Source organism: Acinetobacter sp. ANC 4204 (assembly GCF_002135205.1).
Lineage (GTDB): Bacteria > Pseudomonadota > Gammaproteobacteria > Pseudomonadales > Moraxellaceae > Acinetobacter.
Genome location: NZ_NEFZ01000001.1, coordinates 60436 through 75300 on the forward strand (window position 1 = coordinate 60436; position 14865 = coordinate 75300).

The 14865-nt window shown below is 40.9% G+C and carries 14 protein-coding genes; 4 read left to right on the top strand and 10 right to left on the bottom strand.

What is annotated here, in order from left to right; translation table 11 throughout:
• The 9 genes from B9T36_RS00305 to rimO form a co-directional block, all read right to left on the bottom strand.
• On the bottom strand, window positions 1–495 hold the full coding sequence (locus tag B9T36_RS00305) for an OmpH family outer membrane protein (RefSeq protein ID WP_086207615.1): 495 nt from the start codon (window positions 493–495) through the stop codon (window positions 1–3).
• Between the two features lie 36 nt (window positions 496–531).
• The gene (gene bamA, locus B9T36_RS00310; protein WP_086207616.1) at window positions 532–3006 is read right to left on the bottom strand and encodes an outer membrane protein assembly factor BamA; all 2475 of its coding nucleotides are present in this window, start codon (window positions 3004–3006) and stop codon (window positions 532–534) included.
• Between the two features lie 45 nt (window positions 3007–3051).
• The gene (gene rseP / locus B9T36_RS00315) at window positions 3052–4407 is read right to left on the bottom strand and encodes an RIP metalloprotease RseP (RefSeq protein WP_086207617.1); all 1356 of its coding nucleotides are present in this window, start codon (window positions 4405–4407) and stop codon (window positions 3052–3054) included.
• A gap of 2 nt (window positions 4408–4409) precedes the next feature.
• Window positions 4410–5606 carry a 1-deoxy-D-xylulose-5-phosphate reductoisomerase gene (gene ispC, locus B9T36_RS00320; protein ID WP_086207618.1) on the bottom strand — a complete coding sequence of 399 codons (1197 nt, stop codon included), beginning with the start codon at window positions 5604–5606 and terminating at the stop codon, window positions 4410–4412.
• A complete protein-coding gene (locus tag B9T36_RS00325) occupies window positions 5607–6431 on the bottom strand; it encodes a phosphatidate cytidylyltransferase (protein WP_086207619.1) in 825 nt (274 codons plus the stop codon). It lies immediately after the preceding gene.
• On the bottom strand, window positions 6432–7187 hold the full coding sequence (gene uppS, locus B9T36_RS00330) for a polyprenyl diphosphate synthase (RefSeq protein WP_086207620.1): 756 nt from the start codon (window positions 7185–7187) through the stop codon (window positions 6432–6434).
• Window positions 7188–7195: 8 nt separating this feature from the next.
• Window positions 7196–7750, bottom strand: coding sequence for a ribosome recycling factor (gene frr / locus B9T36_RS00335; RefSeq protein ID WP_086207621.1), 555 nt, complete (start codon window positions 7748–7750; stop codon window positions 7196–7198).
• A 79-nt stretch (window positions 7751–7829) separates the two neighbouring features.
• Complete coding sequence (gene pyrH, locus B9T36_RS00340) at window positions 7830–8558, bottom strand: UMP kinase (RefSeq protein ID WP_086207622.1); 729 nt, start codon at window positions 8556–8558, stop codon at window positions 7830–7832.
• Between the two features lie 43 nt (window positions 8559–8601).
• Window positions 8602–9945 (bottom strand): 30S ribosomal protein S12 methylthiotransferase RimO, encoded by a 1344-nt coding sequence (gene rimO / locus B9T36_RS00345; RefSeq protein ID WP_086207623.1) that lies wholly within the window; start codon window positions 9943–9945, stop codon window positions 8602–8604.
• A gap of 351 nt (window positions 9946–10296) precedes the next feature.
• Here rimO and glnL point away from each other — a divergent pair, with 351 nt between their 5' ends.
• Together glnL and glnG are read left to right on the top strand one after the other, a co-directional pair.
• Window positions 10297–11406: a nitrogen regulation protein NR(II) gene (gene glnL / locus B9T36_RS00350; protein ID WP_004696555.1), complete on the top strand. Its 1110-nt coding sequence runs from the start codon at window positions 10297–10299 to the stop codon at window positions 11404–11406.
• Window positions 11393–12874, top strand: coding sequence for a nitrogen regulation protein NR(I) (gene glnG, locus B9T36_RS00355; protein ID WP_086207624.1), 1482 nt, complete (start codon window positions 11393–11395; stop codon window positions 12872–12874). Before glnL ends, glnG begins: the two co-directional genes overlap by 14 nt.
• A gap of 54 nt (window positions 12875–12928) precedes the next feature.
• Here the strand turns inward: glnG and B9T36_RS00360 are convergent, their stop codons facing one another.
• Entirely contained in the window at window positions 12929–13255 is a 327-nt protein-coding gene (locus tag B9T36_RS00360; RefSeq protein WP_086207625.1) for a hypothetical protein, read from the bottom strand.
• A 62-nt stretch (window positions 13256–13317) separates the two neighbouring features.
• Between B9T36_RS00360 and B9T36_RS00365 the strand changes: the two genes are divergently transcribed.
• Both B9T36_RS00365 and B9T36_RS00370 read left to right on the top strand, forming a co-directional pair.
• Window positions 13318–13761 carry a phosphohydrolase gene (locus tag B9T36_RS00365; RefSeq protein WP_086207626.1) on the top strand — a complete coding sequence of 148 codons (444 nt, stop codon included), beginning with the start codon at window positions 13318–13320 and terminating at the stop codon, window positions 13759–13761.
• A 101-nt stretch (window positions 13762–13862) separates the two neighbouring features.
• Window positions 13863–14771 carry a LysR family transcriptional regulator gene (locus tag B9T36_RS00370; RefSeq protein ID WP_086207627.1) on the top strand — a complete coding sequence of 303 codons (909 nt, stop codon included), beginning with the start codon at window positions 13863–13865 and terminating at the stop codon, window positions 14769–14771.
• The last annotated feature ends 94 nt before the right edge of the window (window positions 14772–14865 follow it).

Consider the following 14865-nt stretch of genomic DNA (forward strand, 5'->3'; position numbering starts at 1 on the left):
TTACTTAATTGCGTTAACCTTTTGAATCATTTTATCAGTTAAATCATACTTAGCGTCATAGGCAAGTGCCGAGTTTTTATTCAAAACAACATCTAATTGATTTTCTTTACGCAATTGTTCAGCAACTTGCTTCACTCGCGTATCAAAAACTGAACGAACTTGTTGAATAGAACTTTGTACACTATTTTGCATTGTTTGCTGTAAAGTATTGAACTCTTTCAGCTTCGTTTGGTATTGAGCCACTAATTTTTGCTTTTCTGCATCGCTTAATTTATCGCCAGTCTGCAAACGCTGTTGCAAGTCCTGAAGCTCTTTACCTAGTTGATCAAGCTTAGTGCTTTGTGGCTGTATTTTTTGTTGGAAGCTTGAGTTTTGTTGTTTTAAATATGTGCTATTTTCAACTACACGCTCAAGATCCACGACACCATAACCTGCCGCATTGACTACTGTTGAAGTTAAAGCCGTTAAAACCAATGCTGTAAAAATTTTTTTCATGATTTAATCTGTCATATAAATAAAGAAAGGTCGACCTTAGAAGGTACGACCAATTTCAAATTGAATGCTCTTCGTCTCATCACCGTCTTTATCATTCAGTGGGAACGCATAGCTTAACGATAATGGGCCAATCATCGTAATCCACGTAAAGCCAACACCAACACTATAACGCAAATTACTTAGGTCAAAACCATATTCATCTTTACAAGTTTTTCGCTCAGTTTCTGTAGAAAATACATCACATTGCGTATCGAAAACCTGACCACCTTCAGCAAAAATCACTGGGCGAACTTGACGCGTCCAATCGCCTTTAAATGGTAAAGGTAATGCCAATTCCGTACCAAATTGTACAAGTGCGTTACCACCCACTTCTTCAGGAGAAGGATCATTTTGACCTGTTTCAGTATAATAAACACCATCGTATTTAGGACCCAATGTACTTGTGTCATAACCACGAACCGAACCAAAACCTCCAGCATAGAAGTTTTTGTAGAATGGAAGGTCATTACCATAACCCAACTTACCATAACCACGAAGTACGAAGTCCTTACCTAATGGAAGATACCCTTGTGCATCATAGGTAATTTTTTGATATTCAACATCACTACCAGGTAATGCAATTTCACCATTCACACGATGCGACATACCTGATGTTGGGAATACTGGACGGTTTAATGTATTATAAGACCAACCAAGGTTAATATTATAAGTAAAGAAATCGCCTTGATACTCTGAACTATATTCTTGGGTTGAAATTTCATTACCATCATCATCAACACATACACCATCGCTCCAAGAACCAGAACAATATGTGCCTGTGCCAGTTTTCTTACCGCCATGTGCTAACAAATAATCACGCACATAGGTAGATACGTATGGACCAGTGGTTACTTTAGTTTTATCAATCGTTAAGCCTGCACTAATATTTTGGTTTTCATCAATTGGATAACCAAAAGTCAGACCACCACCTAAGCTGTCTGTAACATAGTTGTTGACGTTATAGTCATCATCAAGCTTGGTTTTACGGTAATACATGTTATAACCACGTTTTACACCATCAATGGTGAAATACGGGTCAGTTACACTTAAATTATAATAGTCTTGCGTCTCTGAGCGTGTTAAATCAATAGCAACCGAATTACCCGTGCCCAAGAAATTCGTTTGACTTAAGCCTGCTTGGAACGTGACACCACCACTTTGCGAGAAACCAACAGCTAATGTTGTTGTACCAGAATGTTGTTCTTCAACATTTACATTAAGGTCGACTTGGTCTGCAGTATTCGGTACACGTGCTGGTTTAATATCAACAGTTTTAAAGAAACCTGTACGCTCTAAACGCACTTTAGATAAATCAATCTTTTCATTGCTCGCTAATGCACCTTCCATCTGACGCATTTCACGACGTAAAACCTCATCCGCAGTCTTGGTATTTCCTGCAAAGTTAATACGACGAACTGTCACTTGTTGACCCGGATTAATATAATAATTTAAGCCAACCAAGTGGGTTTCTTTATCAATCTGAGGCACTACATTAACTTCGGCATAGTAATAACCAGCATTGCCGTATTTACGTAGAAGCAATTGTTTAACTGCATTTACTTTTTCTTGCGAGTAAATATCGCCATCTTTATAAATTTGTAATGCTTTTAGTTCTGAAGGTGTATATAAAGCATCACCTAAGAATTTGGTTTCGCCAAATTTGAATTGCTCACCTTCATCAACAGAAACTTCAACAAAAATATTCTTCTTGTCTTCACTTAAGTTTAAGCTTGAGTGATTAATATTAAAGTTGATATAGCCTTTGTTTAAATAAAGTGCACGTAACGACTCTAAGCTTGCGGCCATCTTTTCACGTGCATAACGATCATTACGCGAAATAATAGAGGTCCAACCACTCTCTTTTACTGCAAACGCTTGTTCAATTTCGCTTTCTTTAAAAACGGTATTACCAATAATATTGATATCTACAACTTTTGCAGCTTTACCTTCTACAAACTCAATCGTCAAATCTACACGATTGTTCGGCTTTGGTGTACTGACAACTTTTACATCAGCATCATAACGACCTTGCTGCATGTACTGTTGTTCAAGTTCAGACTCAACAGTTTGTAAGGCTGATTTTTTCAGCACTTCACCTTCTGTAATACCCATTTTTTTGAGACCTTCTTCTAAGGCCTCTTTAGGGATAAGCTTATTTCCTTTAAATTCAACTTTAGAAATAAGAGGACGTTCGACAACCTTGAAAACCAGCGTATCGCCCTGCTTTTCAGTTTTAATGTCATCAAATAAACCTGTTGCATACAAACTACGAATGGCATTGGCAAGCGCAGCATCGCTCACACGATCTCCACTGTTCAACGGAATCATTCCATAAACATTTGCTGGCGTTAAACGAACAAGTCCATCAACCTTAATATCACGTACTATATAATCTTCTGCTGCATATACTTGTTGTACTGTTGCCATAGCACTAACGAGCGCCAGAGGCATAAATAAATGTGTGTGCTGCATGCCAGTCTTTTCCGATGTAAAATTTAATTCCGTATCTACGCTTTCTTACAAACGCATAAAATCATTGAATAGTGCCAGAAGCATCATACTTCCGAGCAATACCATACCAATTTTCAAACCAACCAATTGTATTTGTTCAGAAACAGGTTTACCACGTATCAGTTCTATAAAATAATAGACCAAATGTCCACCATCAAGCATAGGAATAGGTAATAAATTTAATATACCTAAACTAACGCTCATCAGCGCCATAAATGAGATGAAAGTCTGCCACCCCATTTCTGCACTTTGTCCCGCAACTTTGGCAATGGTAATCGGCCCAGATAGGTTATCTAAACCAATCAAACCGCGTACCATTTTCACAATCGAGTTTAAAATCATACTCGACAATTGACCAGTTTTGTCCACCGCCATCATGAAGGCTTCGGCAGGATTATATTGTATCGTTTGTTTATATTCTGTAGGAATACTGATCTTTCCTGAGTCACTTTGTACACCCAAGACACCAGAAACCTTACCCATATTGTCGCGTTTACCTTGTGGCATCACTTCAAGCTGTACCAACTGATTATTGCGAAGCACCTCAATTTTTAACAACTTTTCAGGCGATGCTTGAACGACCTGCACCACATCAAACCAGTCTTTCATTTTGACGCCATCAATTGCAACAATTTTATCGCCTTGTTGCATGCCTTGACGAATAGCTGCGCCATCTTCACTTAGCTTTGTAACAACTGCTGGAATTTTAGGCCTGTATGGCATAAAACCAAGCACATCAAGTGGAGACTGTGTTTGATCTTTCAGAAAATGCTGTATAGGCAGATTAAAAGTCTTGATCTGACCATTCCGTTCGGCCTGAATCTGAATTGAACCTGTTTCACCCACACGATCAACCAAAGCAAAATTCAACTTTTCCCAAGTCGGTGTTGTTAAACCATCAACTGCGGTAATTTTATCGCCGACTTGCATTTGAACTTGCGCCGCGGGGGTATTCGGTAACACTTTACCCACACGCGTATTCAATTGCTCTTGTGCAGGTAAAAAGAGTATCCAGAACAAAACTATTGCTAATGCTAAATTAATCAACGGGCCAGCTGCAACAATCGCAATACGCTTCCACGGATGCTGACGATTGAATGCTTTAGGCAAGTCTTCTTCAGATACATCGCCTTCACGCTCATCAAGCATTTTGACATAACCACCCAATGGCAGTGCTGACAGTTGATACTGAATGCCCGATTTTTTAGAAGTCCACTTTAAAAGCGTTGGACCAAATCCAATAGAATAAACTAAAACCTTTACGCCCAATTTACGCGCAACAAAATAGTGCCCAAACTCATGTATTGCAATAAGTGGGCCTAAAAGCAAAATTGCCGCAACAATAATAAACAAGGCGCTCATGCTTAAATTCCTATATTCACCACATATTGCTGAGCAACATGACGTGCGTTTCGATCTGCTTCTAAAATAACATCAAGTTCTGTTGCAGCTTGATATTGGATAGTATTTAAAGTGTGTTCAACAATAGCAGGAATATCCATAAAACCAAGCCGTTGATTCAAAAATGCAGCAACGGCTACCTCATTAGCAGCATTTAAAATTGCTGGAGCCGTACCACCTGTTTTCATCGCTTGACGCGCTAAACCCAATGATGGAAAGCGTATAGTGTCTGGTTCCTGAAAATCTAACTGATGATTTTTAAATAAATCCAAAGCAGGTACATGTGTTTCAATACGCTCAGGCCATGCTAAAGCATGCGCAATCGGCGTACACATATCTGGGTTACCCATTTGTGCCAACGTTGATCCATCCACATACTGCACCATGGAATGAATGATACTCTGTGGGTGCACGACTACTGTAACAAAATGTTCTTCAATTGAAAAAAGATGACACGCTTCAATCAATTCCAAACCTTTATTCATCAGCGTCGCTGAATCTACTGAAATTTTTTGCCCCATCGACCAGTTCGGATGCTTACACGCCTGCGCAGGAGTTACCTTTCGAAGCTCATCTAAACTATGCTTTAAAAAAGGGCCTCCTGATGCTGTAAGCAAAATCCCCGAAACGCCAAGTTTGGGTTGTCCTGAACGCTCAGTATCTAAATAACTGTGTGGAAGACACTGGAAAATTGCATTATGTTCAGAATCAACAGGAAGCAATAATGCCTGATGATCATGAGCAGCCTGCATCATGATGTCACCAGACATTACCAAAGCTTCTTTATTTGCAAGCAGTACCCGCTTGCCTGCTTTAACCGCTGCCAACGTCGGCATTAAGCCTGCTGCTCCAACTATAGCAGCCATCACAATATCAACTGCGGGATGCTCAGCAACTGCAATCAATCCCGCTTCATCAGCTAGAATTTCAATATCCGGTAAATTGACTGCAACTAAAAGCTGACGCAACTCATCAACTTTAGTTTGGGGAACCACCACAATTTTAGGATGAAACTGTTGGCATATTTCAACAAGCTCACCAAGTCGACTGTGAGCCGTAACCGCAAATACTGAATAGCGTTGAGCATGTTGCTGCAATATTTTTAAGGTGCTCTGTCCAATTGACCCAGTAGCACCCAAAATACAAACTGATTGTGACATTTACAAATCTACGCCAATGAGTTTTAACACATATACACCTGCTGCAAAGATTGGTGCAGCAGCGAGTAGGGAATCAATACGATCGAGCACACCGCCATGCCCTGGCAAGATACGGCCTGAATCTTTAATTCCAGCACGACGCTTGATCATGGACTCAAACAAATCACCCAACACTGAACTAAATACTGTCACTACAGATAAAATAAGAAACAATAAATGCTGTGCATAAGTTAAGTTTAAATAGAGGATTTCAACTGCAACCACAATGATCATGGCAGTAATCACACCACCATAAAGACCTTCTAATGATTTATTTGGGCTGACTTCAGGTGCAAGCTTACGCTTGCCCAGTTTTCGCCCAACAAAATATGCTCCACTATCAGCACCCCACACCAACAAAAACAGATACATGAGCCACCAAGGCGACATTTTCCATAATGCAAAAATAGCGGTCACTGCAGAAGAAACAAGTACGATCCCAATAACATTTAGTGTTGAGTTATACCAAGCATCGTATTGCGGATAAGTTTTCACCCAATAAAGACTTAGTAGCCAACAGAGAATAGACGCCGCCCAGAGCAACAGTGCGATATCATTAAAATATAAAGCCAAGGTTGCTAAGCCTGCGGTTAACAGACCAAAACCCCATGCAAGAGGCTTATTTACATTTTTTGTTGTGCGGGGCATGAGTTTAAACCACTCATAGCCTGCAACCCCTGCCGCAATAATCATCAGCACAAACATTGGATAGTGTGACTGGGTTGCAAACATACAACTCAATACAACGGCCACCAAAACCAATGCGGTTATAATCCGCTCTAACATTTATTTTTTCTCAATTTTATCTTGTAGAATTTGTTCAGTCGTTTTTCCAAAACGACGTTCACGACCACCAAATACAGCCAAGGCGTCATCAAACTCTTCCACACTAAACTCCGGCCAAAGCGTTGGAGTAAAGTAAAGCTCTGCATAAGATGCTTGCCACAACATAAAGTTCGATAAGCGAAAATCCCCACCTGTTCGAATCAATAGATCCACAGCGGGTAAGTCACTCAAACTGACATATTTTCCAAACAATTGTTCATCAACTTGCTCAGGATCTAACGCTTGAGATTGAACAGCAAGTGCAATTTGCTTGGCAGCATGTGCCATATCCCACATCCCACCATAACTGATAGCAATGGTTAAAGTCATGCCCTTGAAATTAGCAGTCTCTTGTTCAGCATGCAACATCAAGTCACGCAATTGCGGGGATAATTTTGCTCGGTCACCAATAAAACGCAAAGACATTTGATATCTATGCATACGAGGCAGTTGTTCATGAATAGTATCTTCCAACAACTTCATGAGCAAATCGACTTCAGCTTGGGGGCGCTTCCAATTCTCACTCGAGAAAGCAAAAACGGTTAATGCTTCTATATTTTTTGTTCGACAATGCTCAACAATCGGATCTAGGACATTCTTACCTTCACGATGACCATCCCCCTTTTGTAAAGCATTTTTTTTGGCAAAACGATTGTTGCCATCCATAATGATGGCAACATGTTTTGGAAGAGAAAGGTTGTCTTCTGAATCGGTCATTATAAAGTTTAGACCTTCAACAACTCAGCTTCTTTAGTCGCAAGACGTTTGTCCACTTCTGCAACAAACTTATCTGTGATTTTTTGAATATCATCAGATGCACGGCGCTCATCATCTTCAGAAATTTCTTTTTCTTTCAATAATGCTTTGATATCACCCAGTACATCACGGCGAATATTACGAATTGCAACTTTTGCATTTTCTGCTTCGTTACGTGCAACTTTCTGCATGTCACGACGCGTTTCTTCAGTCAACGCCGCCATAGGAACACGAATCGCATCAGCTGTAATTGGGTTTAAACCCAAGTCTGATTCACGAATCGCTTTATCAATTGCTGCAACCATTGTGCGTTCAAATGGCTGAACCAACAGTGTACGTGAGTCTTCAACACCCACGTTTGCCACTTGGTTTAATGGCACGTCAGAGCCATAGTAAGGAACCATTACACCGTTTAAGATAGATGGATGCGCACGGCCTGTACGAACCTTAGCAAAACCATGCTCTAACGAGTCAAGTGACTTGTTCATACGGTCTTCTGCGTCTTTTTTAAGATCGTTAATCATGTGATCTTCCTTACTTAATTCGAAAAGATATAAATTCTAAAATAGTGTGTAGTATAGAGAGCTTTCAAGGTCACGTACATTAGTTCGTTACGTGAGTACCCTCTTTTTCACCCATAACCACTGAAAGCAGTGAACCTGCTTTATTCATATCAAAGACTTGAAGCGGTACATTGTGGTCACGACATAAGCAAATCGCTGTTAAATCCATCACACCCAGTTTTTCATCTAGCACTTGATCAAATGTCAGACTGTCATATTTCACTGCATCATCGTATTTACTTGGGTCTTTGTTGTAGACACCGTCAACTTTCGTTGCTTTCAAGATAAGGTCTGCTTCGATCTCAATACCACGTAAACATGCTGCTGTATCTGTAGTAAAGAATGGATTACCTGTACCTGCTACAAACACACATACTTCACCTTGGGTCAGGTGGCGAATTGCATCACGGCTTGAATATGATTCAACCACTGCACCAATTGGAAGTGCTGACATTAAACGGGTTTTGATGTTACGACGCACCAAAGCATCGCGTAGAGCCAAACCATTCATCACGGTTGCAAGCATACCCATTTGGTCACCCGTTACACGACCAACCAAACCATCTTTCTGTAATTGACTACCACGATACAGGTTACCACCACCCACAACGATTCCGACCTGCACACCCAAACCAACTAAGTGAGCAATCGACAAAGACATCTGATCAAGCACTTGAGCGTCGATCCCCATATCTTTATTTCCAGCCAATGCTTCACCAGAAAGTTTCAGCAAGATGCGCTCAAAACGTGGTTTTTTAGAATCCAACATCGTAATAACTCCAATATCTAAATTTTAAAATTTTATTTGTGTCTTAATTCGATTTAATCGAAATCAATTGTGCATACAGATCATATTCATCTGCATCGGTAATTTCGACTTCTAACAAATCACCTGATTTAATCTGGCTTTTATCAATGTCTTCCACAAATACATTGCCATCAATTTCAGGAGCATCTGCGTATGAGCGTGCAATCGCAACTGGGAACTCTTCGTCCAGTTCATCAACCAGCACCGTCATTTTCTGACCAACACGCTTTTGAAGTTTTGTAGCAGAAATCGCCTGTTGCACTTCCATAAAGCGTTCATAACGCTGTTGCTTAATTTCTTCAGGCACATGATCTGGCAAGTCATTTGCTGTTGCACCTTCAACAGGTGAATAGGTAAAGCAGCCTACGCGATCCAGTTGTGCTTCTTTTAACCACTCAAGTAAGATTTCAAAATCTTCTTCAGTTTCGCCTGGGAAACCCACAACGAAGGTTGAACGAATCACCAAGTCAGGACATTTTTCACGCCATAACTTTAAACGCTCAAGGGTATTTTCACTATGTGCAGGTCGTTTCATTAGTTTTAAAACTTTTGGACTTGCATGTTGGAATGGAATATCCAAATAAGGCAAAATTTTGCCTTGTGCCATCAAGTCAATCACTGCATCCACATGTGGATATGGATAGACATAGTGTAAACGTACCCAAATACCCAGTTGACCTAAGGCCTCACACATGTCATAGAACTTTGTCTTAACAGGTTGACCATTCCAGAAGTCTAATTTGTATTTGGTATCGAGGCCGTAAGCAGAAGTATCTTGGGAGATAACGAGTACTTCTCTAACACCCGCACGTTTCAGCGCAGCCGCTTCCTCTAAAACAGAACCGACTGGGCGAGACACTAAGTCACCACGCATGCTTGGAATAATGCAGAAGGTACAACGATGGTTACACCCTTCTGAGATTTTTAAGTACGCATAATGCTTTGGGGTTAAACGAATCCCTTGTTCTGGAACAAGGTCAATAAATGGGTTGTGTTTTGGTGGCTCAGGCACGTATTGGTGCACAGCTTCCATCACTTCTTGATATGCTGCTGCCCCTGTCACTTTTAAGACATTTGGGTGCATTTGGCGAATTTTGTCTTCGTCTTTACCTAGGCAGCCCGTAACGATTACACGACCGTTCGCACTCATGGCTTCGCCAATGGCATCTAAAGACTCTTGCACTGCAGATTCAATAAAACCACAGGTATTTACAACGACTAAATCCGCACCATCATAATCTGATGCCACATCATAGCCTTCAGTCTTCAACTGAGTTAAAATTCGTTCGGAATCAACCAATGCCTTAGGACAACCTAAAGAAACAAAACCGACTTTGGGGGATTTCATGAATCTGCGCTCCACTAGAATGCGCGTATTGTATGTCTTTTCTGTTTATAAAAATAGGTCGATTCCATACTCTTTGTGCAATGCACTAAAATAAAGCCAATAGTGTAGTAAAATTTAAATAACGCACCATTTTAAACCACTTTCGGTTTACTTGATTTTTAGAATCCGCTATATCTTAAGCCAATCGTTCATTTACAGCGCATTCCGCAAAAAAAGTGTGCTCATTCCACTATACAAAATCAAAGTTGGCGTGCATTTTGCTTAATTTGCATCAATTCAGTCCGCTATTTGGAACGCTTAATGCTTTATCAAGATGCCATTGCGCTATTTTAATACAGGATACATTCGCTAATGGATCACCCTATTTCTATCGACTACCGACTTTTAGTGGACAATTTGACCACTGCGATTTTATTGGTCGACAGTAAATTAAATATTTTTTACTTAAATTCCTCTTGCGAAGCATTATTTGATATCAGTCTTTTACGTGCCTCTGGCCAACCTGCGCTTAATTTACTCCATGCGCCCAATGATGAGTTCAATACAGAAGAAGCACTTCTCAATACTTTAAACTCGGGACAACACTACACCCGTCGTGAAGCCATTATAAAGGTTAACTTTAAAGATATTCATGTTGACTATACAGTGTCACAGCTGAATTCAAATAAACCCTATCACCCTTTACTTTTAATTGAGATCAATCCGATTGATCGGATGCTCAAAATTTCCAAGGAAGAAAATTTCCTACAACAACATCAAGTCGCACGCCAACTCATTCGCGGTGTTGCACATGAAATTAAAAACCCTCTGGGCGGGATTCGTGGTGCTACACAACTGTTAGCACGTAGTCTCAATGATCCGCAATACAGCGAGTTCACTGATATTATTATTAGTGAAGTCGATCGCTTACGTAATTTAGCAGACACCATGCTTGGTTCTCGTCAGCTCCCAAGTTATGAGTTGGTGAATGTACATGAACCCTTAGAGCGTGTTCGCTCACTCATTACCAACCAAACCAAAAAGAAAATTAAGATCACCCGTGATTATGATTTGTCATTACCTGAAGTGATGGCCGATCGTGATCAACTAATCCAAGTCATGTTGAACATTAGCGTCAATGCAGTGCAAGCCATGACTGAAAATAAAGAGTTCTTTGTCGACCACCAACCTGAACTCATGTTACGCACCCGTATTCAACGTTTAGTGACCATCAATGGTGTACTGCAACGCTCCGTGGTACGGATTGATATCGAAGACAATGGTCCAGGCGTTCCAGAAGAAATTTTAGAATCCGTGTTTTACCCACTGGTCACGGGTCGTGCTAAAGGCACAGGACTGGGTTTAAGTATTGCGCAAAATATTATGCATCAACATAACGGAATGATTGAATGCCAATCTGTTCCCGGAAAAACAACTTTTAGCTTATATATACCTTGGGAGTTAAACCATGTCGCGAAATAAAATATGGGTAATTGATGACGATCGCGCCATGCGCTGGGTGCTGGAAAAAACGTTCAAAGAAGAAGGTTTTGACGTCACAAGCTTTGAAGAAGCTCAATCCGCTTTAGACCAACTCAGTTTAGATGCACCCGATGTGATTTTGACTGATATTCGTATGCCCGGCATTGATGGCTTAACTTTTTTAGCGAAAGTTAAAGCTAACTATCCTGACCTACCTGTCATTATTATGACGGCTCACTCCGATCTGGAATCTGCTGTTTCAAGTTATCAAACAGGTGCATTTGAATATTTACCTAAGCCTTTTGATATTGATGAAGCCTTGGCTTTAGTGAATCGTGCGATTTTGCACATCACTAAAATGCAGCAGCAAGAATCAGCAAAAACGGTACAACCGATTCAATCGACCGAGATCATTGGCGAGTCTCCTGCCATGCAGGAAGTTTTCCGTGCGATTGGTCGTTTGTCTCAGTCACACATTACCGTGCTGATTAATGGTGAATCTGGTACAGGTAAAGAGTTGGTTGCGCATGCTTTACACCGTCACTCACCACGTAGCAGCAAACCTTTCATTGCGCTCAACATGGCCGCGATTCCAAAAGACCTGATTGAAACAGAACTTTTTGGTCATGAAAAAGGTGCATTTACAGGAGCAAATACACAACGACAAGGTCGCTTTGAACAAGCCAATGGCGGAACGCTGTTTTTAGATGAAATTGGCGATATGCCTTTTGAAACTCAAACGCGTTTACTGCGGGTGCTGGCTGATGGCGAGTTCTACCGTGTCGGTGGTCATATTCCAGTAAAAGTAGATGTCCGTATTGTCGCAGCAACACACCAAGACTTAGAAAAACTGGTACATGATGGCCGCTTCCGTGAAGACTTATATCACCGTCTGAACGTGATTCGTATTCACATTCCAAAACTGGCACATCGTAGCGAAGACATCCCAATGTTGGCGCAGCACTTCTTGGCACGTGCGGGCAAAGAATTAGGTGTAAGCCCTAAAATCCTTCGCCCAGAAACGCAAGAATATATGCAACAGTTACCTTGGCAAGGCAACGTACGTCAGCTCGAGAACACCTGTCGCTGGCTAACAGTCATGATTACAGGACGTGAAGTCTATCCTGAAGATCTACCATCAGAACTGAAGCAAATTCCAATTACACGCTCAGGTGAAGATGCGCAGTCCGCACATAATCTAGACCGTATTGCAGTTCATCATTGGGATGAGTTATTGGGTCAATGGGCTGTACAGAAGCTAAAAAATGGCGAGATGAAAATTCTCGATATCGCCACCCCGATGTTCGAACGCACTTTAATCATTGCTGCGCTACAACAAACCCGTGGCCGTAAACGGCATGCGGCTGAGTTACTCGGTTGGGGGCGTAACACTCTCACCCGCAAACTCAAAGAACTCGGTATGGATACCGCAGATGATGAAAGTGAAGAAGAAGCTTTAGAAAACTAAAAGCAGCTTCATAACTGACTCAAAATAAAAGCGCCACAATGGCGCTTTTATTGTTTAAGCCGTGAAGCCTAAATAGCGTGAATAACCTTCAACACCAAGTGGTGCTTTTAATATAATAAATTTCGGGTAACTGGCTTGCGTTAACTCTTCAAACATAATGACTTGATCATCATGTGCATGGAGATCATCAACACTGCGCTGCATAGTCACTTCAAACTCATCTGTGATATATTCAAAGCCAATATCCATTGCAATAAATAAGGTATGTTCACAGGGCTGAACATACTGTTCTTGTGACCAATCAATCACCTGTTGTTGGCAGTGTGGACACGCTACAGGATCTGTCGCTTCACAGTCTAATGAGATCAATTGGTAAGTCATAATTTAGTTTTTAAACAAAGATGCTGCGAAGTTTAGCATAGGATAAAGTGCCTAGAACAATCATGTCGACTTTGGAAAATGCCATTGTATTGGCTACAACTCAACATGCAGGACAGCTCGATAAGGCTGGACAACCTTACATCCTGCATCCACTACGCCTCATGTTGCAATTTTCCAATCCCACCCTACAAATCATTGCTGTGTTGCATGACATTTTGGAAGATACCGCAACGACTGCTGAAGACTTAAAAGAGCTTGGCTTCAGTACCGAAATTATTCAAGCCATACAAGCCCTCACCAAACAAACAGGCGAATCCCGTTTGGAAGCAGCCAAACGCACTGTATTAAACCCTCTTGCAACCCAAGTCAAATATGTTGATGTGCTAGACAATATGAACCTTGCGCGCATAAACAATCCAACATCTCGCGACTTTGCACGTTTTGAGGAATATAAAATGGTACTTGAGATACTCGAGCAAGCAAAAAAACACAGTGAAACACCTTGAATAATTAAGTCTTTTTAATTGAATCTCTACAATTTCAAAATTGACAAATCGCAACGATCACTTTTTAATTAAGCACATCGTTGCACAAATGGACATGGTGAATGTTAAGCGATTTAGATGATTTTTATTGTTTTGCTCAAGTGGTTGAACATGGCGGGTTTAGTGCAGCAGAACGCGCAACAGACATTCCCAAATCCAAGCTCAGTCGACGCGTGTATAATCTTGAAGAACGCTTAGGGGTCCGTCTCATTCAACGCAGTTCTCGACATTTCGCAGTGACCGATATCGGGATGAACATTTACCGTCATGCGCAAGTGATGATGAATGCTGCACAAGCCGCACACGACTTGGTCGATCATCTCAGCTTACAACCCCGTGGTGTGATCAAACTCAGCCTACCTGTCTCAATTGCACAAAATGAAATTGCACGCATTCTTCCAGGATTCTTAAAAGCCTACCCTGAAATCAAAGTACAAATGATGGTGACCAATCGCCGAGTTGACATTATCAATGAAGGTTTTGATATTGCCCTTCGTGTCCGCTCCAACTTAGATGATGATCCAAGTTTAGTGATTCGCAAATTTGAGAACATCGAACAGCATTTATTTGCCAGCCAAGCGTATTTGAATGAATTTGGCGAACTGAAACAACCCGAAGATTTAAGCCAACATCATATTTTGAGTATGGTCGATGAGCATTTAGATCAACATATCATCGTACATAATGATGCACAGCAACAAAAGAAAATACGCGTAAACCCTGTAGTGATGGGCTCTGATTTGAGTATGTTGGCTCAACTAGTCCGTAAAAACTGCGGTATTGCCTTACTTCCAGACAGCATCGTACAAGATATGGTAAAAAGTGGTGAGCTGGTTCGTGTCTTGCCCGACTGGAAAGCACCGCATGGTATTTTTCATGCAGTATATCCTTCACGTCGTGGTTTACTGCCTGCTGTACGCGTGTTTATTGATTATTTAATTGATCAATTGAGTTCAAATAAGTCCCTTTAAACCAAGCCAATATAGACTCAATGCCTAAAAAATAAATATTTTTTGGAAAAAAAAGAGCTTAACCGAGGTGGATAAGCTCATAAACTTTCAAAAA